This window comes from Stenotrophomonas sp. ZAC14D2_NAIMI4_7 (genome assembly GCF_003086675.1).
Classification (GTDB): Bacteria; Pseudomonadota; Gammaproteobacteria; order Xanthomonadales; family Xanthomonadaceae; genus Stenotrophomonas.
The window spans coordinates 1,325,577-1,344,547 of the sequence record NZ_CP025995.1 but is presented as its reverse complement, the minus strand read 5'-3'; the positions used below and the strand labels follow the sequence as shown (position 1 = coordinate 1,344,547).

At 67.0% G+C, this 18,971-nt stretch carries 16 protein-coding genes; 4 read left to right on the top strand and 12 right to left on the bottom strand.

What is annotated here, in order from left to right; all coding sequences use genetic code 11:
* Window position 1 precedes the first annotated feature (1 nt).
* The 5 genes from rimM to ffh form a co-directional block, all read right to left on the bottom strand.
* Window positions 2-514 (bottom strand): ribosome maturation factor RimM, encoded by a 513-nt coding sequence (gene rimM / locus C1922_RS06250; RefSeq protein ID WP_108748976.1) that lies wholly within the window; start codon window positions 512-514, stop codon window positions 2-4.
* Window positions 515-559: 45 nt separating this feature from the next.
* Window positions 560-820: a 30S ribosomal protein S16 gene (gene rpsP, locus C1922_RS06245; RefSeq protein ID WP_108748975.1), complete on the bottom strand. Its 261-nt coding sequence runs from the start codon at window positions 818-820 to the stop codon at window positions 560-562.
* A gap of 97 nt (window positions 821-917) precedes the next feature.
* Window positions 918-1,730, bottom strand: coding sequence for an aminotransferase class IV family protein (locus tag C1922_RS06240; protein WP_108748974.1), 813 nt, complete (start codon window positions 1,728-1,730; stop codon window positions 918-920).
* Window positions 1,727-2,803: a nitronate monooxygenase gene (locus C1922_RS06235; RefSeq protein ID WP_108748973.1), complete on the bottom strand. Its 1,077-nt coding sequence runs from the start codon at window positions 2,801-2,803 to the stop codon at window positions 1,727-1,729. The genes C1922_RS06240 and C1922_RS06235 overlap by 4 nt, the downstream gene beginning before the upstream one ends.
* Before the next feature lie 91 nt (window positions 2,804-2,894).
* The gene (gene ffh / locus C1922_RS06230) at window positions 2,895-4,271 is read right to left on the bottom strand and encodes a signal recognition particle protein (RefSeq protein ID WP_108748972.1); all 1,377 of its coding nucleotides are present in this window, start codon (window positions 4,269-4,271) and stop codon (window positions 2,895-2,897) included.
* Window positions 4,272-4,393: 122 nt separating this feature from the next.
* Between ffh and ccsA the strand changes: the two genes are divergently transcribed.
* Window positions 4,394-5,188, top strand: a complete 795-nt coding sequence (gene ccsA / locus C1922_RS06225; RefSeq protein ID WP_108748971.1) for a cytochrome c biogenesis protein CcsA — start codon at window positions 4,394-4,396, stop codon at window positions 5,186-5,188.
* A 115-nt stretch (window positions 5,189-5,303) separates the two neighbouring features.
* On the opposite strand, the gene C1922_RS06220 is transcribed toward ccsA, so the two are convergent.
* The 3 genes from C1922_RS06220 to radA form a co-directional block, all read right to left on the bottom strand.
* The gene (locus C1922_RS06220; RefSeq protein ID WP_108748970.1) at window positions 5,304-7,610 is read right to left on the bottom strand and encodes a tetratricopeptide repeat protein; all 2,307 of its coding nucleotides are present in this window, start codon (window positions 7,608-7,610) and stop codon (window positions 5,304-5,306) included.
* Between the two features lie 52 nt (window positions 7,611-7,662).
* Window positions 7,663-9,519, bottom strand: coding sequence for an ATP-binding protein (locus tag C1922_RS06215; RefSeq protein WP_108748969.1), 1,857 nt, complete (start codon window positions 9,517-9,519; stop codon window positions 7,663-7,665).
* Between the two features lie 218 nt (window positions 9,520-9,737).
* Window positions 9,738-11,114, bottom strand: a complete 1,377-nt coding sequence (radA, locus tag C1922_RS06210; RefSeq protein WP_108748968.1) for a DNA repair protein RadA — start codon at window positions 11,112-11,114, stop codon at window positions 9,738-9,740.
* A gap of 206 nt (window positions 11,115-11,320) precedes the next feature.
* On the opposite strand from radA, the gene C1922_RS06205 reads away from it, so the two are divergent.
* Complete coding sequence (locus C1922_RS06205; protein ID WP_108748967.1) at window positions 11,321-13,378, top strand: EAL domain-containing protein; 2,058 nt, start codon at window positions 11,321-11,323, stop codon at window positions 13,376-13,378.
* Between the two features lie 117 nt (window positions 13,379-13,495).
* Here the strand turns inward: C1922_RS06205 and cyoD are convergent, their stop codons facing one another.
* From cyoD to cyoA, 4 genes are read right to left on the bottom strand one after another with little or no spacing between them, the layout of a single operon-like run.
* The gene (cyoD, locus tag C1922_RS06200) at window positions 13,496-13,837 is read right to left on the bottom strand and encodes a cytochrome o ubiquinol oxidase subunit IV (RefSeq protein WP_108748966.1); all 342 of its coding nucleotides are present in this window, start codon (window positions 13,835-13,837) and stop codon (window positions 13,496-13,498) included.
* Window positions 13,837-14,475: a cytochrome o ubiquinol oxidase subunit III gene (gene cyoC / locus C1922_RS06195; RefSeq protein WP_108748965.1), complete on the bottom strand. Its 639-nt coding sequence runs from the start codon at window positions 14,473-14,475 to the stop codon at window positions 13,837-13,839. Before cyoC ends, cyoD begins: the two co-directional genes overlap by 1 nt.
* Entirely contained in the window at window positions 14,472-16,469 is a 1,998-nt protein-coding gene (gene cyoB / locus C1922_RS06190; RefSeq protein ID WP_108748964.1) for a cytochrome o ubiquinol oxidase subunit I, read from the bottom strand. The genes cyoC and cyoB overlap by 4 nt, the downstream gene beginning before the upstream one ends.
* Before the next feature lie 2 nt (window positions 16,470-16,471).
* Window positions 16,472-17,512 (bottom strand): ubiquinol oxidase subunit II, encoded by a 1,041-nt coding sequence (gene cyoA, locus C1922_RS06185; protein WP_108748963.1) that lies wholly within the window; start codon window positions 17,510-17,512, stop codon window positions 16,472-16,474.
* A gap of 338 nt (window positions 17,513-17,850) precedes the next feature.
* Here cyoA and C1922_RS06180 point away from each other — a divergent pair, with 338 nt between their 5' ends.
* Window positions 17,851-18,189: a hypothetical protein gene (locus tag C1922_RS06180; protein WP_108748962.1), complete on the top strand. Its 339-nt coding sequence runs from the start codon at window positions 17,851-17,853 to the stop codon at window positions 18,187-18,189.
* A 414-nt stretch (window positions 18,190-18,603) separates the two neighbouring features.
* Window positions 18,604-18,960, top strand: coding sequence for a hypothetical protein (locus C1922_RS06175; RefSeq protein ID WP_108748961.1), 357 nt, complete (start codon window positions 18,604-18,606; stop codon window positions 18,958-18,960).
* The last annotated feature ends 11 nt before the right edge of the window (window positions 18,961-18,971 follow it).

The window sequence follows — 18,971 nt, the reverse complement described above, 5'->3', positions numbered from 1 at the left end:
CTCAGAACTCGGGGTCCCAATCGACCACGACCAGGTTGGCCTCGAAGTCGACCGATTTGACGAAATCCGGCAGCACGAACGGAATCATCCGCTCGCGATCGCCACGGACCACGACCACATCGTTGGCGCCGGTGCTGAACAGGTGCGAGACCTGGCCCAGGGCAACGCCCTCGACGGTCTTCACATCCAGGCCTTCCAGATCCACCCAGTAATACTCATCGGGTTTCGGCGGCGGCAGCGCGCTGCGGGCCACGTAGATCTCGGTGCCGTGCATGGCCTCGACCGTGTCGCGATCTTCGATGCCGGGGAACCGGGCCACCAGATGCTTGCCGCTGTCGCGGCCACGAGCGCCTTCAAGCGTCGATTCCTGCCCGTTGGGGCTGCGCAGGATCCACGGCTGGTAACGGAAAATAGCGGAACGCGGCTCGGTCCAGGACTCGAGCTTTATTTCGCCGCGCACACCAAAAGCGCCGACAATCCTGCCCAGCAGGATGCGGCGCTCGTTATCTTTCATCTGCGTTCAATCAGATGGGCCGCGCCAGAGCGCGGCCCGTCAGGATCAGGCCGCAGCGGCCTGGGTCTTGGCCGCTTCCTTGATCAGGTTGCGGACCTTTTCGGTCGGCTGGGCGCCGTTCTTGACCCAATGGTCAACGCGGGCCAGGTCCAGCTCGATGCGCTTCTCGCCGCCCTGGGCGACCGGGTTGTAGAAACCAACGCGCTCGATGTTGCGGCCGTCGCGCGCGCTGCGCACGTCGGTCACGATGATGTGGTAGAACGGACGCTTCTTGGCGCCGCCGCGGGTCAGTCGAATCTTGACCATGGTGTTTTTCCTATTGCCCAGTCGCCGGAATGGCGAGGTAAGCGGGCGATTATAGCGGCAGATGGCGGCCTGGCCAACCCCTGGGCCAATTGACGGGTCAGATCCCTTTTGCCGCGCAAAAGGGCTCTGACCCCAACACGTCCCACGGCACGCCCGCCAGCACCGCCCTGCCCTGTTCAGCCAGCGCCTGCGACCCCGGCAGGGCCTGTCCATCGATCGCCTCCAGCGCCCATACCCCACTGGCATTGCAGGCAAAGGCCGCCTTCACAGCAGCAAGATCGGCCAGCACCAAGGGCTGGATAGCCTGCGCCCCGGGCCAGTGCCGCTGCAGCAGCGCCTCCGCCGTGCCGCGCAGTGCCGGCGCCTGCGGCCAGATCAGGCGCTCGCCATCGTGCACGGCCAGGTTCCAGGTACTGCCCTCGCTGATCTGACCATCGGCCGTCAGCAACAGCGCATCGTCAAAACCCGCAGCGAGCGCAGCGCGGCGCTGGGCGAACAGACCGAAGGTTCCCACATGCTTGATCTGCGGCAGCTCGCGTTGCCAGACCACGCTGCGCGCGCGCTTCGGCGCGGTCAGCGCCACCGGTCCGGACACCGCCACCAGCACGTCCACCGGCACCGCCGCGAGCGGGTTGCGGAAATCGAAGCGGCGCGAGAACACCGTCACCCGCAGCGAGGCATCGCCCTGTCCCGCCTGCTGCAGCGCCTGCGCCATCCAGGCCCGCACCTGCGCGACATCGAGCTCGCTGCCGAACAGCTCGTGGGTGGCCTGCGAGAGCCGCGCCAGATGCAGATCCAGCCCCTGCACGGCATGGCCACGCACCTGCAACGAGGTGAAGTGGCCGTAGTTCACCAGCGCCGGCAGCAGGTCGTCGGCATGCGCGGGCTGGCCATTGCAGGTCACGGTCACCGCAGCAGGGCCTGCGCGTCGCGCCACATGTCGGCCAGCACCTCGGCGGCCGGTCGCGCCGGTGCCATCCACGCCGACTGCCCGGCCCAGGCCTGCATCGCCGCCAGTTCATTGCGCTGCGCCGCCTGCTTGCGCATCGGCGCGGTCAGGCCGCGCTGCACCGGGTACGGGCGCGGCGCCGGGGCACCGTCCGCGGCGGCGGCACGCACATAGGGCGTGGCCAGGCCACGACCCAGGCGGCCACTGAAGGCGCGGGTCGGCCAGGTGTCTTCGGGTTCGGTCACTGCCAGTGCATCGGCCCAGGCCGGCGCAATCGCCGCTTCGGGCGTACGCAGGAAGGCGGTACCGATCTGCACGGCGCTGGCGCCCAAGGTGAGCGCGGCTGCAATGCCACGCCCATCGGCAATGCCACCGGCGGCGATCACCGGAATCTGCAGGTGGTCAGCCAGGCGCGGCAGCAGGGCGAACAGCCCGACCAGTTGCCGTTCGGCAAGCGCCGGATCGAAGGCGCCGCGATGGCCACCGGCCTCTACGCCCTGCGCCACCACCGCATCGGCACCGGCATCCTGCGCTGCGCGTGCCTCGGCCAGCGTGGTCGCGCAGGCAATCCAGGCAATGCCGGCGTCTTTCAGTTGCTGCACATGGCGCGGCGACAGCACGCCCATGATGGTCGAGGCCACCGCAGGGCGCGCGGCCAGCAGCGCGGCGAATTGTTCATCGAAATCGGCCGGGGTGGCATCGGCGGCGCTGGCCGGCACCTCGGGGCCCCATTGGGTCAGGAAGGCGCGGCTGGCGGCTTCGGCGGCCACATCGCGGGCGGGCGCCGGGTCCGGCAGCCACAGATTCACCTGCGCCGGGCCGGCGGAAGCAGCGCGGAAGTCATCCATCCAGCGGCCGATGTCGGCGGCCGGCGACAGCACCGCACCCATCGCGCCCATGCTGCCGGCGTTGGCCAGCGCAGCAGACAGCGGCACCGGGCAGGCGCCAGCCATCGGCGCCAGCAGGATCGGAAGCTGCAATGAAAAACGCCGACAGAAGGTGTCGGCGCGTTCAAGAATCGGCGATGCGTTCACGCGACATACCTGTTGGAGAAGTCGCCGCCCAGCATACGCCAGTCATTGCGACCGGGGCCGGATCGCCATGCGCGCCGGCCCCGTCAACGCATCAGCGGAACGGCATGCCGCGGCCGCCCATGGCGCCCATCATGCCCTTCATGCTGCGCATCATGCCCTTCATGCCGCCGCCGGCCATCTTGCTCATCATCTTTTCCATCTGCATGTACTGCTTCATGAGCTTGTTGACGTCGGCCGGGGTCACGCCCGACCCCTTGGCGATGCGCGCGCGGCGCGAGCCGTTCAGCAGGTTCGGGTTGCGCCGTTCCTTCTTGGTCATCGAATTGATGATGGCGATCATGCGCGGCACTTCCTTGCCCTGGCTGACCTGCTGCTTCAGGTGCTCGGGAATGTTGCCCAAGCCCGGCAGCTTGTCCATCAGGCCGCCGATGCCGCCCATGTTCTGCATCTGCTCCAGCTGGTCGCGCATGTCGTTCAGGTCGAACTTCTTGCCCTTGGCAACCTTCTCGGCCAGCTTGGCGGCCTTGTCCTTGTCCACCTGCTGCTCGACCTGCTCCACCAGCGACAGCACGTCGCCCATGTCCAGGATGCGGCTGGCGATGCGGTCGGGATGGAACACATCCAGGCCTTCGGGCTTTTCGCTGACACCGACGAACTTGATCGGCTTGCCGGTGATGTAGCGCACGCTCAGCGCGGCACCGCCGCGGGCGTCACCGTCGGTCTTGGTCAGCACCACGCCGGTCAGCGGCAGCGCATCACCAAAGGCCTTGGCGGTGTTGGCCGCGTCCTGGCCGGTCATGGCATCGACCACGAACAGGGTTTCAGCCGGGTTCACCGCCGCGTGCAGGGCCTTGATCTCGGCCATCATCGCTTCGTCGATGGCCAGGCGGCCGGCGGTATCGACCAGCAGCACGTCCACGAACGACTTGCGCGCATCGTCGATGGCCGCGCGCACGATGGCCTCCGGCTTCTGGTCGGCACTGGACGGGAAGAACAGCACGCCCACCTGTTCGGCCAGGGTCTTCAGCTGCTCGATCGCGGCCGGACGGTAGACGTCGGCCGACACCACCATCACCTTCTTCTTGCGCTTTTCCTTCAGGTGCTTGGCCAGCTTGCCCACGGTGGTGGTCTTGCCGGCGCCCTGCAGGCCCGCCATCAGGATGATGGCCGGGGCGGGAACGTTGAGGTTGAGGTCGCTGGCTTCGGCACCCATCACCGCGGTCAGCTCGTCGCGCACCACCTTGATCAGGGCCTGGCCCGGGGTGAGCGACTTCAGCACTTCCTGGCCGACCGCGCGCACCTTGATGCGCTCGATCAGGGCCTGCACCACCGGCAGCGCCACGTCGGCTTCCAGCAGCGCGATGCGCACCTCGCGGGTTGCCTCGCGGATGTTCTCCTCGGTCAGGCGGCCGCGGCCACGCAGGCGCTCGATGGTGCCGGAAAGGCGCTGGGTCAGGGACTCGAACATGCGGCGCAACCTGTCTGAAAGCGGGGGACAATAAGGCAGACAGTATAGCGGGTCCGTCCCGGTTCCCGGCCTGCGACGCTGCGGCCGTCGCCAGCTTCCCGGGGGTATGCGAAACTTCCACGATGACAATCGTTCTCATCGCGATCCTGCTGTACCTGGCCGCCAGCGTCCTGCTGGTGCGCGCGCTCGGCCGCGACGAGGCAATGGGTTCGCCCACCTGGCTGTGGCCGGCACTGCCGGCCATGCTGCTGCACGGCGGCTACCACGTGCTGGTGGCGCTGCGCACCAGTGGCGGGCCGGACATGCATTTCTTCGCAGCGCTGTCGCTGGTCGGCCTGGGCATGGCCTGGCTGACCTCGCTGGTGGGCGCACGCGGGCGCATGTCGGCGCTGGGCGTGGTGGTATTCCCGCTGGCCGCGCTGCTGCTGGCGGTGTACCACGGCTATGGCCACGCCCCCAGCAAGGTATTGGGCTGGCGCCTGGCCAGCCACGCCTGGCTGGCCCTGCTGGCCTACGCCACGCTGAGCATCGCCGCCCTGCTGGCCATCATGCTGTGGCTGCAGGAGCGCGCACTGCGCCGCCGCGAGTTCCGCCCGTGGCTGCGTGCCCTGCCGCCGCTGGCCGATCTGGAATCGCTGCTGTTCCGGGTCATCACCGTGGGTTTCGCGCTGCTGACGCTGACCCTGGTGACCGGCGTGCTGTTCGTGGACGACCTGCTGGCACAGAAACTGGTGCACAAGACCGTGCTCAGCGTGCTGTCGTGGATCGTGTTCGGCGTGCTGCTGGTCGGCCGCCGCCGCTACGGCTGGCGCGGGGTGAAGGCCGTGCACTGGACGCTGAGCGCGATGCTGTTGCTGCTGCTGGCGTTCTTCGGCAGCCAGTTCGCCATTGAACTGGTGTTCGGGCATACCCGATAAAGGCGTGCCGACCAACGGTCGGCACCTACCGGCAGCGCATCCACGCATCGCGTGGATCTACCTGCGGCGAAGGCACCGCCGGGCATGGCCCGGCGGTGCACGGCGCTGCGGGGGCTTACAACCCGTACCGCTCGATCACATCCAGGTGCGGCTGGCGTTCCTGGTCGCAGGCTTCGGCCAGGCGCAGCCAGCAGTGCGGGTGCTGCCACTGCGCGGTGTGCTGCTGCAGGAAACGATGCAGTGCCAGCGGCGCGTGGTCCTGCGGCAGGGCCACGGTGAACAGCAGCCCCGGCAGGGTGCCCTCTTCCGCGTCCGGGTCGGTCACGGTGTAGTCGGCACGGCTGTGCCCCCAGATCTGCCAGCCCTGCGCCTGCGCCGCTTCCACCAGCGCATCCCACGCGGCTTCGCCGGGGTGCGCACCATCAATCAGCCAGCTGCGCGCGAAGCCACCGCGCTCCAGTACATGCACCTGCGCGTAGGTGGGAATGAAGTGCTGGCGGGCCTCTTCATCTTCCGGTGCGGGATGCACCAGCGCGGCGTCGAACACTACCCAATCGCCCACCTGCTGGGCACGGTTGGCTGGTGCGTTTTCCACGATGCGCGCGGTCACTGGGCCGGTACGGCGTGCGTAGTATTCCATCGGCTCACCCTGCTCCTCGCTGCGGATGATCACCCAGCCCCAGGGCTCTTCCACCACGCCTTCCTGGCTGGACAGCTCCATGCCGATGGCCGCGGCCGAGCGGCGCACGGCATCCCAGTCGCGCGCGGCGCTGGCGGCGCTCATGTGGTCCCAGTGCGCAGCGCTGGGGTCCTCCTGCAGCTCCACCAACTGCGCGTAACAGGCCTGCGCGTCGCTGAAGCGGCCGGTTTCCATGTACATGCGCGCCAGCGTGCCACGCGCGCCGTGGGAGCCCGGCGACAGTGCCAGCAGCTGCGTGGCCGCCTGTTCCAGCGCCGGCCAGTCGGACACCCGTCGTGCCCGCTGCACATCGCACCAGTGCGCGAACACCGGCACGCTGCCGCGGTATACATCGGCCAGCTGGCGCAGGCCCTCGTCATCACCCTGCTCGGCCAGCCAGCGCATCAGCGTATAGGCGGCCGGGCCGTCTTCCTGCACATGCGCGCGCACGAACTGCCACAGCAGCGCGCGCGCTTCGTCCTGCGCACCGCAGGCGTACAGCGCCGAGGCAGCCACTTCGGCCAGCCCTTCATCGTCGGGGCATTGTGCATGGCCCTGCAGCAACCACTGCGCCTCGCGCTCGGGGTCGCGCGACTGGTTCTGCTGGCCCTGCGCTTCCAGCCACGGCAGCAGCTCGGCGGCGGCCACCGGCAGCGGCGCGGCCTCGGGCAGCGCATCGATGCGCGCGGCCAGCGCGGCCACCTGCTCGGCCGCACCGCGGTCCTGGCGCAGCTGTGCCAGGTGCGTGCGCGCCAGCCGCAGCTGCCGCTGCGCGACCCAGCGGGCGCCACGCTGCAGCGCCAGCTCAAGGCTCAGCGCGGCCATTTCAATCACCAGCCGGTGCGCGCCCACCCGCGAGAAGTGTTCGATGATCGTGTTGAAGCGCGTACCCAGATCCCAGGTGTTGCGCGCCGGATCACGCTGGCACAGGATTGCCACCGTGTTCGCCCACATGCGCCAGGTATTGGGGGTCAGCTCGCTCCACGGCACCAGCTGCTGCAGCGCTTCTTCGTCGCGGCCCAGCTGGGCCAGCGCCCAGGCGCGCGACAGGCGGCGCGGCACGGTGCAGTTGGCCGGTTCGTACTCGCCGGCGGCGGCCACTTCGGCCTCGCGCTGCTCGATCAGCACCAGCGCTTCGTCGGCACGGCCGGTGGCCAGCAGCACCTTGATCTGCATTTCCGGGAAGCTGTCGAACACTTCCTTGCCGCGCGCCTTGATCGCATCGGCCTGCGCCTGCAGGTAGTCCAGCGCGTCCTGGCCGCGGCCATCGTCCAGCAGCGCATCGGCCTTTTCGCAGCTCAGGCACTGGAAGCACGCCCAGCTGGGATCAATGCGGGCCAGGGTCTCATCGCACACTTCAATGCGCTCGGGCACCCAGCCCGGGCCGTCAATGTTGCCGTAGCAGGCGGCCAGATCCTGGGTCACGCAGATCGACTGCGGGCAGTCCAGGGTGTCGGCACGGTGGGCGCGCTCAAACAGCGCCACCGCCTCGCCCAGCGCGCTCTCGCCTTCCACGCGGTTGCCCACGCGGTTGCGCAGCGCCCAGTGGCCCACGTAGACATCCACCCAGGGGTTGTCCAGCGCCTTGCCCAGCGCACGCGCCTCGGGCAGCAGCGCATCCACGCGGTCCACCTGCAGCTCACTGACCTCGTCGGCCAGGCGGGTCAGCAGGTGCGCGTTCTGCGCCTGCCCGGCCTGGCGCAGGTCTTCCTGCAGTTTTTCAACCCAGTTCCAGATTTCCATGATGTGCAAGTCTCCTGTCTAGCGAAGGCTGGATGAGAAAGTGAGCGGTGCCTCAGCGCAGCATCTGCTGCAGGGCACCGGCAATATCGGCGAAGGCGGCGTTCAGATCGGGCGTGGCGGCGCCGGTGTCGCGTGCCAGCGGCCGCCCCTGCGCGGACACGATGATCTTCAGCGAACGCAGCAGGCGTGCGGCGGCCGGGGCCTGCGCGTGGCCGGCACGCTGCGCCTGCAGCAGCGCCTGCACCGCCGGATTGTCCAGGTTCACGTACAACCGCGACGGCGCGCGCGCCTCGATGCGGGCGGTGAACTGGCGCGCCAGGCGCAGCGCGGCCATCGACACGCGTTTGTCGTTCTCATCGTCTTCCAGGCGCTGCTTCAGCTCCGCCTCGCGGTCGGGCACCACCACCACCGGCAGCGCTTCGGGGCTGAAGCGCGCCGGCAGCAGCTGTTCGCCATCGCCCAGGTGTTCGCGCAGCCAGGCCAACTGCGCCTCGTCCAGGCTGTCGTCGCTGCGGAACAGCGCGCGGTTGCCCTGTTCGGTGCCCAGTTCCACCAGGCGCAGGCCCTTGGCCTGGGTCCAGCGGCGCAGGAACGGCACCACCGCATAGCGGTGCCCATGCGCCACCGGCACGCCCATGGCACGGAACAGCATTTCCTCGAAGCCGCCGCCATTGTCCAGGATCACGTGCACCGCGCCACGCGCCGGCAGCGCGCTGGCCGGCAGGTCGCCCTGCGAGGTCGGCACGCGCACGTGTTCCAGCAGCAGGTCGAACAGGCGGTCGTCGCACAGCGCCGCGCCCAGCAGGGCCTCGTTGTGGCGGCTCAGAACACGGCGCCAGGCTTCGGGCTGCTGCCGCGCCACGTCGGCCAGACCGTCAATCAGCGCTTCCAGCAGCGCGTGCTGCACGGCGCGGTAATGGTCGTCCCGCTGCAGATCCTCGCGGCTGGCGGTGGGGGTCAGCCGGGACGATTCGATCACCCCGCCGATGAAGCCGGCCCACGGCGGCAGCAGGTCGCGCGCATCGTCGTCCAGCAGCATGCCGCGCACGAACACCGACAGGTTGCGGTTGTCGCTGGTGCCGTAGGTGGCGCCATCCTGCACCCACAGCAGGCCAGTGGCGTCACTTTCCGCATCGGCGCGCAGTGGCACCGTCACGATGGGTTCGAAGTCATGTTCGAAGCGTGCGGCGAACTGCAGCGCCTGGCGCCGCGCCTGCACCGGGTGCAGCGCCACCTCGCCCTGCGCGCGCCACGGCGGCGGCTCGGGGTTCAACGCTTCGGCAGCGGCGCCAATGAAGATCGGTTCGGACAGCAGCGCGCAGTAGCGGCCCAGCACTTCGTACAGCCGCGCCTCGTTGGCCAGCGGCAGGAAATCCGGGTGCAGCTCCAGCTCCACCTCGGTGCCGACCGCACGCGCCGGCACTTCGCTCACGGTGTACTGCTCGGCGTTGCTGGACACGTACAGGTGGCCCAGGTCCGGCGTCTGGTACGAGGTGGTGCGCACGCTTACCCGCCGCGCCAGCACGAAGGCCGACAGGAAGCCCAGGCCGAACATGCCGATCAGGCCGTCCTGGTCATCGCCGCCCTGGCGCAGGCCGCGGGTGTAGCCCACGCCCACCGTGGCCAGGTAATCGTGGATTTCCTGGCGGGTCAGGCCGGCGCCGGTATCGATGATGCGCAGCACGCCGGCGGCGGCATCGACCTGCACATCGATGCGCGAGGGCAGATCGCCACCGCTCTGTTCAATGCGGCGGCGGATGATGGAATCGTGCGCGTTCTGCACCAGTTCGCGCAGCGCCACCATCGGGGTGGAATACAGGTGCTTGCCCAGCACCGTCATCAGTCCATTGAGATCGACCCCGGCCCGGCGGATTTCAGCGGCGGGGGTGGTCAGCGTCGGGTCCTGCATGTAATCGGTTACTCCTTGCCACACAAGGCGCCGCGGGGCGCCATCGTCGAGCCGGGAAAACTAGCACAGGCACGCTGACCGTTGCTGCATCGGAGGCGTGCAGCTCTTTGCAGGGCCGAGCCATGCTCGACCGCCCTTGGCGGAACAGAAAAGCAGTCGAGCATGGCTCGACTCTACAAAAGGCAGCCGAGCATAGGCTCGGCGCTACAGTACGGATGTCACGCCGCGTCGATCGCCTCGGACAGCCGCTCCACGGCGATCACTTCCATGCCCTTCACGCTGCCGCCCTTCGGTGCGTTGGCCTTGGGCACGATGGCGCGCTTGAAACCATGGGTGGCCGCTTCGCGCAGGCGGTCTTCGCCGTTGGGCACCGGGCGGATCTCACCGGACAGCCCCACTTCGCCGAAGGCAATGGTCTTTTCCGCCAGCGGCCGGTCCTGCAGCGACGACAGCACCGCCAGCAGCACCGGCAGGTCGGCGGCGGTCTCCTGCACGCGAATGCCACCGACGACATTCACGAACACGTCCTGGTCGCCCACCAGCACCCCACCATGGCGGTGCAGCACCGCCAGCAGCATGGCCAGGCGGTTCTGCTCCAGGCCCACGGCCACGCGGCGCGGGTTGGACAGCGGCGAGGCATCCACCAGCGCCTGCACTTCCACCAGCAGCGGGCGGGTACCCTCGCGGGTGACCATCACGCAGCTGCCAGGCTGGTGCGCGCTGCTGCCGGACAGGAAGATGGCCGACGGGTTGGACACTTCCTTCAGACCCTTGTCGCCCATGGCGAACACGCCCAGTTCGTTCACCGCGCCGAAGCGGTTCTTGAAGGCGCGCAGCAGGCGGAAGCGACTGCCGCTTTCGCCTTCGAAGTACAGCACCGCATCCACCATGTGTTCCAGCACGCGCGGGCCGGCAATGCCGCCTTCCTTGGTCACGTGGCCGACCAGGAACACGGCAGTGCCGGTTTCCTTGGCAAAGCGCACCAGCCGCGCCGCGCTTTCGCGCACCTGGCTGACCGACCCCGGCGCGGCGGTCAGGGTTTCGGTCCACAGGGTCTGCACCGAATCGGCCACGATCAGGCGCGGGCCGGCTTTGCTGGCGTGCTGCATGATCGACTCGACACCGGTCTCGGCCAAGGCATTCACCCCATCCAGCGGCAGCTCCAGCCGGTGCGCGCGGCCGGCCACCTGCGCCAGCGACTCCTCGCCGGTCACGTACAGCACCGGCAGTTCGGCGGCCATCTTGGCCACCGCCTGCAGCAGCAGGGTCGACTTGCCGATGCCCGGGTCGCCACCGACCAGCACTACGGCGCCTTCCACCAGGCCGCCGCCCAGCACACGGTCGAACTCGCCGATGCCGGTGCTGACCCGGCGGTGCTCGGTCTGCTGCACGTCCTTCAGCGCGGTGATCTTCGGCGGATCGATCTTGCCCACCCAGCCGTTACGGCGGGCCGCCGGGGCCTTCGCCGCTGCGGCGCTTTCCAGCACGATTTCCGACATCGAGTTCCACGCCCCGCATTCCGGGCACTGCCCCTGCCATTTGCTGGAATCGGCGCCGCATTCGTTGCAGACGTAAGCGGTGCGGGCCTTGGCCATCGGAAATCCTGCGTGGTGAACGGTGAAGGAGGATAGCCGAGCGCGGTCGCAGGTGCTGCGACAGCCGCCCCCGGGCATGCCGCCTACACATCTCCAAATACGGGATGAACATCACACTTTTTAACTGCTAAGGTTCAGCCCCTTGCCGCCGCTATAGTTCGCGGCTTCATGCCTGCCCTCCCCCGCTTTCTCCTGAAGGACCCGCAATGACTGGCACTTACAGCCAGAGCCTGGTTGCTTTCTCGCTGTTGGTGGCCATTCTCGCTTCTTACACCGCCCTGGACATGGCCGGCCGCCTGGCCACCGCGCAGGGCCGGGTGGCCCGCTGGTGGCTGATCGGCGGCGCGTCGGCCATGGGCCTGGGCATCTGGTCGATGCATTTCATCGGCATGCTGGCCTTCAAACTGCCGATCCCCATCGGCTTCGATCTGGGCATTACCCTGTACTCGCTGGCGGTGTCCATTGCCGCCTCGGCCTACGCGCTGTGGCTGGTCTCGCGCCCGGAACTGCCGCGCCGGCGCCTGCTGGCCGGTGGCACGCTGATGGGCCTGGGCGTGGCCACCATGCATTACCTGGGCATGGGTGCCATGCGCATGCAGCCGGGCATCGACTACGACCCGCTGTGGTTCGCGCTGTCCATCGCCGTGGCCATCGGCGCCTGCACCGCGGCGTTGTGGATCGCCTTCCGCCTGCGCCGCGAAGACCAGCGCACCCTGCCGCTGCGCATTGCCGCGTCGGCGGTGATGGGCCTGGCCATTGTCGGCATGCATTACACCGGCATGGCCGCCGCCAGCTTCCCGGCCGGCAGCATCTGCGGCGCGGTGATCGACGGCGGCATTGAATCGCACTGGCTGGCGGTGCTGGTGATCGTCACCACCCTGGGCGTGATCGGCATCGCGCTGGTGGCCTCGCTGTTCGACCGGCAGATGCGCGTGCGCACCGGGCTGTTGGCCGAATCGCTGGAAAAGGCCAACGACAAGCTGCTGCAGGCCGCCCTGCATGACCCGCTTACCCAGCTGCCCAACCGCATGCTGCTGCAGGACCGCATCGAGCAGTCGATCGAAAAGGCGCGCCGCCGCGGCCATGCGCTGGCAGTCATGTTCTGCGATCTGGACGGCTTCAAGGCGGTCAACGATGCCTACGGGCACCAACTGGGTGATCGCCTGCTTGTGAAGATGAGCCAGCGCGTCAGCGCGCTGCTGCGCCCGCAGGACACCTTCGCCCGCCTGGGCGGCGATGAGTTCGTGATCGTACTGGCCATCGACGAACCCGACGACGCGGTGGTGGTGGCCGAGCGCATCATTGCCGCGGTGGCCGAACCGTTCCTGATCGATGCGGCCGAACTACAGGTCAGCGCCAGCCTGGGCATTGCGTTGTACCCGGACGATGCCACCAGCGAACGCGAGCTGATGGCCCATGCCGACGCGGCCATGTACCACACCAAGGAAGGCGGCCGGAACGGCTACACCTTCTTTACCCCGTCCATGCAGGTCAGCGCGAACCGCCAGCTGCGCCTGCTGCAGGACCTGCGCCGGGCCACCGAGCGCGGCGAGCTGCTGCTGCACTACCAGCCCAAGTTCGTGGCCGCCGGCACCCCGGCGGTGGGCGCCGAAGCGCTGCTGCGCTGGCAGCACCCGGAACTGGGCATGCTCAGCCCGGACGTGTTCATTCCCATTGCCGAGCGCAGCGGATTGATCCTGCCCATTGGCGATTGGGTGCTGGACCAGGCCTGCGCGCAGCTGCGCGCTTGGCACGATGCCGGGCAGCACGAATGGACCATGGCGGTGAACCTGTCGCCGCTGCAGTTCTCCTCGCCGGCCCTGCTGGACAGCGTGCGCGCTGCGCTGCAGCGGCATGGCATCGCGCCGGAGCGGCTGACGCTGGAGATCACCGAAACCACGGCGATGAAGGACGTGGAAGCCAGCCTGGTGATCCTGAACGACCTGACCGCGATGGGCGTGCATATCGCCATTGATGACTTCGGCACCGGCTATTCCAGCCTGCTGTACCTGAAGCGCATGCCGGCCACCGAGCTGAAGATCGATCGCGCATTCGTGCGCGAGCTGGAGCAGAACGCCGAAGACGCGGCCATCGTGTCGTCGATCGTGGCGCTGGGCCGTTCGCTGCAGCTGCAAGTGGTGGCCGAGGGCGTGGAGACCAAGGAACAGCAGGATTACCTGAGCGGGCTGGGCTGCGATCAGCTGCAGGGCTACCACCTGGGCAGGCCGATGGCCGCCGACGAATTCCTGCGCAAGGTGGGTTGAACCGCGCATGGGGTCAGAGCCCTTGCCGCTGGCAAGGGATCCGACCCCTTCCCCCTGCCAACGAAAAAGGCCGCCCCGAAGGGCGGCCTTTTCGTGTGTGGCAACGTCGCGAAGACGTCAGTGCATCATGTGCACGTTCATGTTGTGCATGACCCACAGGGTACCGGCCACGATGATGCCGATCACCACCACGGTGAAGGCAGCAGCGTTGACGTTCCAGCGGCTTTCCGAAGAACGGTCCAGGTGCAGGAAGAACACCAGGTGCACCAGCATCTGCAGCACCGCGGAAACCGCGATCACCACACCGCTTACGGTGCGCGAGAAGTCGCCCGACATCACCACCCAGAACGGGATGACGGTCAGCACCACCGCCAGCACGAAGCCGATCAGGTACGACTTCACGCTGCCGTGGCTTTCGCCGCCGGTGCCGTGGTCGTGTGCATGGTTGTCATGTGCCATTACAGCGCTCCATTGAGGTAGACGACGGAGAACACGCCGATCCAGATCAGGTCCAGGAAGTGCCAGAACAGGCTCAGGCACGCCATGCGGGTCTTGTTGGTCGGGGTCAGGCCGTACTTCTTCAGCTGCACGAACATCACCGCCAGCCACAGCAGGCCGGCGCTCACGTGCAGACCGTGGGTACCGACCAGGGCGAAGAACGCCGACAGGAAGGCACTGCGGTCAGGCCCGTAGCCCTGGTGGATCAGGTGGTTGAACTCCCACACTTCCATGCACATGAAGCCGAAGCCCAGCAGCCAGGTGATGGCCAGCCACAGGTACATCTGGCCCACCTGCTTGCGGTGCATGGCAATCATGCCCAGGCCGAAGGTCAGCGACGAGGTCAGCAGCAGCGCGGTTTCCCACGCCACGAACGGCAGCTCGAACAGATCCTTCGGGGTCGGGCCGCCGTCATTTCCGCCCACCAGCACCACGTAGGTGGCAAACAGCGAGGCGAAGATGAGGCAGTCGCTCATCAGGTACACCCAGAAACCGAAGACGGTGTTGCCGCCGGTGTCGTGGTGCTCGTGGTCGTCATGGCCATGGGCCGCCGCGTGCGCGGCGTGCCCGTGGCTCAGGGTCGAGGTATTGGTGCTCATGCCTTCAGCTCCGACTTCACCAGGCCCTGGGCTTCCAGGTGCTTGCGGTGTTCGTTCTCGATGCGTTCCACCTCGGCGGCCGGGACCCAGTAGTCCACGTCCTGGTCGAAGGTGCGGTAGATGAACGTGGCGATCATGCCGACGAAGCCGACGATGGCCAGCCACCAGATGTGCCAGATCATCGCAAAGCCAAACACCAGGCTGAAGGCGCCGATCACCACACCCGTGCCGGTGTTGCGCGGCATGTGGATATCGGTGTACTTGGCCGGCTTCGGCCAGGCTTCACCACGCTGCTTGCGCTCCCAGAAATCATCCAGTTCGGTGACTTCCGGCAGGCTGCCGAAGTTGTAGAAGGCCGGCGGCGAAGAGGTTTCCCACTCCAGCGTACGGGCATCCCACGGGTCGCCGGTCAAATCGGCGGTCTTCTTGCGGTCGCGGATCGACACAGCCACCTGGATGATCTGGCACAGGATGCCGGCACCCACGATGAAGGCACCTGCGGCAGCCACCAGCAGCAGCGGCTCGTAGGCCGGGTTCACGGTGCTCTGCAGGCGACGGGTCATGCCCATGAAGCCCAGCACGTACATCGGCATGAAGGTCACATAGAAGCCGATGAACCAGCACCAGAAGGCGCACTTGCCCCAGAACTCGTTCAGGCGGAAGCCGAACATCTTCGGCCACCAGTAGGTGATACCGGCGAACATGCCGAACACCACGCCGCCGATGATGACGTTGTGGAAGTGGGCGATCAGGAACAGGCTGTTGTGCAGCACGAAGTCGATGGCCGGGATCGCCAGCATCACGCCGGTCATGCCGCCGATGGTGAAGGTGACCATGAAGCCGATGGTCCACAGCACGGGCGTGGTGAACTGCACTCGACCGCGGAACATGGTGAACAGCCAGTTGAAGATCTTCACGCCGGTCGGAATCGAGATGATCATCGTCGTGATGCCGAAGAAGGCATTGACGTTGGCACCCGAACCCATGGTGAAGAAGTGGTGCAGCCACACGATGAACGACAGCACGCCGATGCAGGCGGTGGCGTAGACCATGCCCTTGTAGCCGAACAGCGCCTTGCGCGAGAAGGTCGCGATCACTTCGGAGAACACGCCGAAGGCCGGCAGCACCAGGATATAGACTTCCGGGTGGCCCCAGATCCAGATCAGGTTGATGTACAGCATGGCGTTGCCGCCACCATCATTGGTGAAGAAGTGCGTACCCAGGTAACGGTCCAGAGTCAGCAGCACCAGGGTGATGGTCAGCACCGGGAAGGCGGCGACGATCAGCACGTTGGTGACCAGCGCCGTCCAGGTGAACACCGGCATCTGCATCAGCTTCATGCTGGGGGTACGCATCTTCAGGATGGTAATGAAGAAGTTGATACCGCTCAGCGTGGTACCCAGGCCTGCGACCTGTAGACCCCAGATGTAGTAGTCCATGCCGACGCTTGGACTGTATTCGATGCCCGACAATGGCGGGAACGCCAGCCAGCCGGTGGCGGCAAATTCACCGATCCACAGCGACAGCATGATCAGCACCGCACCGGCCACGAACAGCCAGAAGCTGAGCGAGTTCACGAACGGGAACGCGACGTCGCGCGCGCCGATCTGCAGCGGCACGGCCAGGTTCATCAGGCCGGTGATCAGCGGCATGGCCACGAAGAAGATCATGATCACGCCGTGGGCGGTGAAGATCTGATCGTAGTGGTGCGGCGGCAGGTAGCCTTCCGAACCGCCCACTGCCAGCGCCTGCTGGGTACGCATCATGATGGCGTCGGAGAAGCCGCGCAGCAGCATGACGAAGGCGACGATCAGGTACATCACGCCGATCTTCTTGTGGTCCACCGAGGTGAACCACTCCTTCCACAGGTAACCCCACAGCTTGAACTTGGTGATCAGGGCCATCACGCCCAGACCACCCAGCACTGCACCGATCAACGTCGTCAGGACGATCGGATCGTGGGGGATCGACTCAAGAGAGAGTTTTCCCAACATGTTCATTCTCCCGAACCCGCGTGGCCGGCATGGCCTGCGTGTTCGTGTTCGGTGGCATCCAGGTTTTCACCCGATTCCTTGGAATCATGCGCGTCACTGGGGGTGTGCCCCTCGTGCGCTTCATGGCTGGCAGCATCGGCGGAAGCCGCACCGGCATGCGAATGCTTCATGCCGTAGTGCTGGTTGTCGCCCATGTGCTTGGCAATGACCCAGTCGAACAGGCCTTCTTCGGTCTTGCCGAAGTAGGTGACCGGGTACCACTCGGAATTCTTCGCATCACCCAGGGCCTTGAAGCTGGTCTTGTCCAGGGTCTGCTCGCCGGCACGTACCTGGTCCAGCCACTGGCGGTACTCGGCATCGGTTACCGAATAGGCGGTGAAATGCATCTTGGCGAAGCCCGCGCCGCTGTAGTGCGAGGACATGCCCGGGAATTCACCGGTTTCGTTGGCGATCAGGTGCAGCTTGGTTTCCATCGCCGCCATCGAATAGATCATGCTGCCCAGGTGCGGAATGAAGAACGCATTCATCACCGTGTCCGACGTGATCTTGAAGTTCAGCGGGGTGTTCACCGGGAACTTGATCTCGTTGACGACCGCAACCTTCTCTTCCGGATAGATGAACAGCCACTTCCAGTCCAGCGAGATCGCCTCGATGGTGACCGGCTTGACGTCCGATTCCAGCGGCTTGTACGGGTCCAGTGCGTGCGACGAACGCCAGGTCAGGACCGCCAGCACCAGCACGATCATGCAGGGGATCGACCACACCACCACCTCGATCGCCGTGGAATGCGACCACTTCGGCTCGTAACGGGCCTTGGTGTTGGAAGCGCGGTACTTCCACGCGAAGGTCAGGGTCATGACGATGACCGGGACGACGACCAGCAGCATGAGCACGACAGCCGTGATCAGCAGGGTCTTCTCGTCCTGGCCGATCTGGCCCTTCGGACTGAGGATGGCCACGGCATCGCAGCCGGTGAGCATCACCAGCAGTGCGAGCAGCAGGCCCGGGCGCAACCAGCGCCCAAGGGTTTTCAACGGAATCATCGGTCGATCCAATTGCGAGGGAATGCCGTTCCCCGTCCTGCCCGCTCCGGCAAAAGCCGGTCCCGCCTGTGGTTGAGACAGGCAGTGAGGTGGGGTCGAGTCAGCCTTTCAATTTTAGGCCGTCACGCATCATTTAAGAAAGGCATTGACAATGATCCAGCGCAGGAATCGGCCGGATATCGCTGCGACACGTTGTCGCACCGCGCGCAGGGCGCCCCGTTTGCGGGCGCTGGGGACCGGATTCGGCAAAGTATGCTGAACCTGTTCAGCGTACTTGAACTGAGCCGCTGCCGCACCAAGACTGCGTGACAGATGCCCCTCTTCGCAAGGATGCCCTGATGACTGCCCTGCTCCGCTGGCTCAGCACACCCGCCGTGCGCCGCACCCTTGCCCTGCTGGGCGCCGCGCTGGTGGTACTGCTGGCCTGCAACCCGGAACTGGCGCCGCTGCTGGGGCTGATGGATGTGCTGGGGCTGGACGTGCTGGCGCTGCTGCTGGGGGCGCAACTGCTAGCCACCCTGCCCTGGCTGCGGCTGCACGCCGGGCGCGGGCTGCGGGTCGCGGGGCGGTTGGCCTGCGGCGCACTGGCCGGGGCCGCGGGCGGCTATCTGCGGCAGTTGGCGCCGTTTTGTCGTGATCGCCTTGGGTTTGGGCTCTGGGTTCGCCGGGCGGGCTGACCTGTTCGATGCGGGCGGCGCTGGCCTTTTGAACCGGGCCTGATAGCCCCCGGCCTTGCCGGGCGGGCGTTTCGGGCGGCGGGCCGGCGTGCCAAAATGCCGCCGAAGCGTAAAGCACCCCTGCGTTGACGCAATCTGCCCTTGGCAGCCGCTCGCGGGCTGTGCACACCATGGCATGCCACTGAAAGCGAGTGGCCGGGTCGGCAAACCCAATGTCTGACGAGTGTTTACGCTTGCCAGTCGGCGCCACCTCTGCGTGGCGCCGGCTGGCAATCCGTCCGCGTTCTTTGGCGGGCGGTGCGTGGGGGTGCGTGTTCGCATGCACCCGCCGGATTCGTCAGACCCGGTTTTTGCCGCCACGTACCGTCCGCCACCCCTGCGGTGGCGCTTTGTGTTTTGCACGGAGCATCTGCCATGAACGCATCGGAATTTCCTGATCTGAACGCCCGCCGCGCGGCGCCCGTTGGCGAACCCGCCACCGACCCCAGCACCTTCATCCCCACGCTGCGGCGCATCCAGGCCGGTGCGGCCGCCAATGGCCAGCCCTGGCCCGAACGCGCCCTGCCGCCCGGCCGGCGCCTGCAACTGGCCGACGCCGACTGCGCCCTGGCCGGCCTGGCTACCGTGCAGCAGATGCTGCTGGCGGCCGAGCGCACCCGGCAGGCCGGCCAGCCCGGAGACACGCTGGGCGACCGCAGCATGGAAGGTTTGATGCTGGCCTGCATTGCACTGACCGCGCATGCGGCCACCTGCCTGCAGGTGCAACCGTAGCCGGGGGCGCG

Bases quoted from the DNA above. Each gene is read 5' to 3' on its own strand.
- rpsP (WP_108748975.1), bottom strand. From the start codon at position 820: ATGGTCAAGATTCGACTGACCCGCGGCGGCGCCAAGAAGCGTCCGTTC.
- radA (WP_108748968.1), bottom strand. From the start codon at position 11,114: ATGGCCAAGGCCCGCACCGCTTACGTCTGCAACGAATGCGGCGCCGAT.
- C1922_RS06220 (WP_108748970.1), bottom strand. From the start codon at position 7,610: ATGGAAATCTGGAACTGGGTTGAAAAACTGCAGGAAGACCTGCGCCAG.
- cyoC (WP_108748965.1), bottom strand. From the start codon at position 14,475: ATGAGCACCAATACCTCGACCCTGAGCCACGGGCACGCCGCGCACGCG.
- cyoB (WP_108748964.1), bottom strand. From the start codon at position 16,469: ATGTTGGGAAAACTCTCTCTTGAGTCGATCCCCCACGATCCGATCGTC.
- C1922_RS06215 (WP_108748969.1), bottom strand. From the start codon at position 9,519: ATGCAGGACCCGACGCTGACCACCCCCGCCGCTGAAATCCGCCGGGCC.
- cyoA (WP_108748963.1), bottom strand. From the start codon at position 17,512: ATGATTCCGTTGAAAACCCTTGGGCGCTGGTTGCGCCCGGGCCTGCTG.
- ccsA (WP_108748971.1), top strand. From the start codon at position 4,394: ATGACAATCGTTCTCATCGCGATCCTGCTGTACCTGGCCGCCAGCGTC.
- ffh (WP_108748972.1), bottom strand. From the start codon at position 4,271: ATGTTCGAGTCCCTGACCCAGCGCCTTTCCGGCACCATCGAGCGCCTG.
- C1922_RS06180 (WP_108748962.1), top strand. From the start codon at position 17,851: ATGACTGCCCTGCTCCGCTGGCTCAGCACACCCGCCGTGCGCCGCACC.
- C1922_RS06205 (WP_108748967.1), top strand. From the start codon at position 11,321: ATGACTGGCACTTACAGCCAGAGCCTGGTTGCTTTCTCGCTGTTGGTG.
- C1922_RS06175 (WP_108748961.1), top strand. From the start codon at position 18,604: ATGAACGCATCGGAATTTCCTGATCTGAACGCCCGCCGCGCGGCGCCC.
- rimM (WP_108748976.1), bottom strand. From the start codon at position 514: ATGAAAGATAACGAGCGCCGCATCCTGCTGGGCAGGATTGTCGGCGCT.
- cyoD (WP_108748966.1), bottom strand. From the start codon at position 13,837: ATGGCACATGACAACCATGCACACGACCACGGCACCGGCGGCGAAAGC.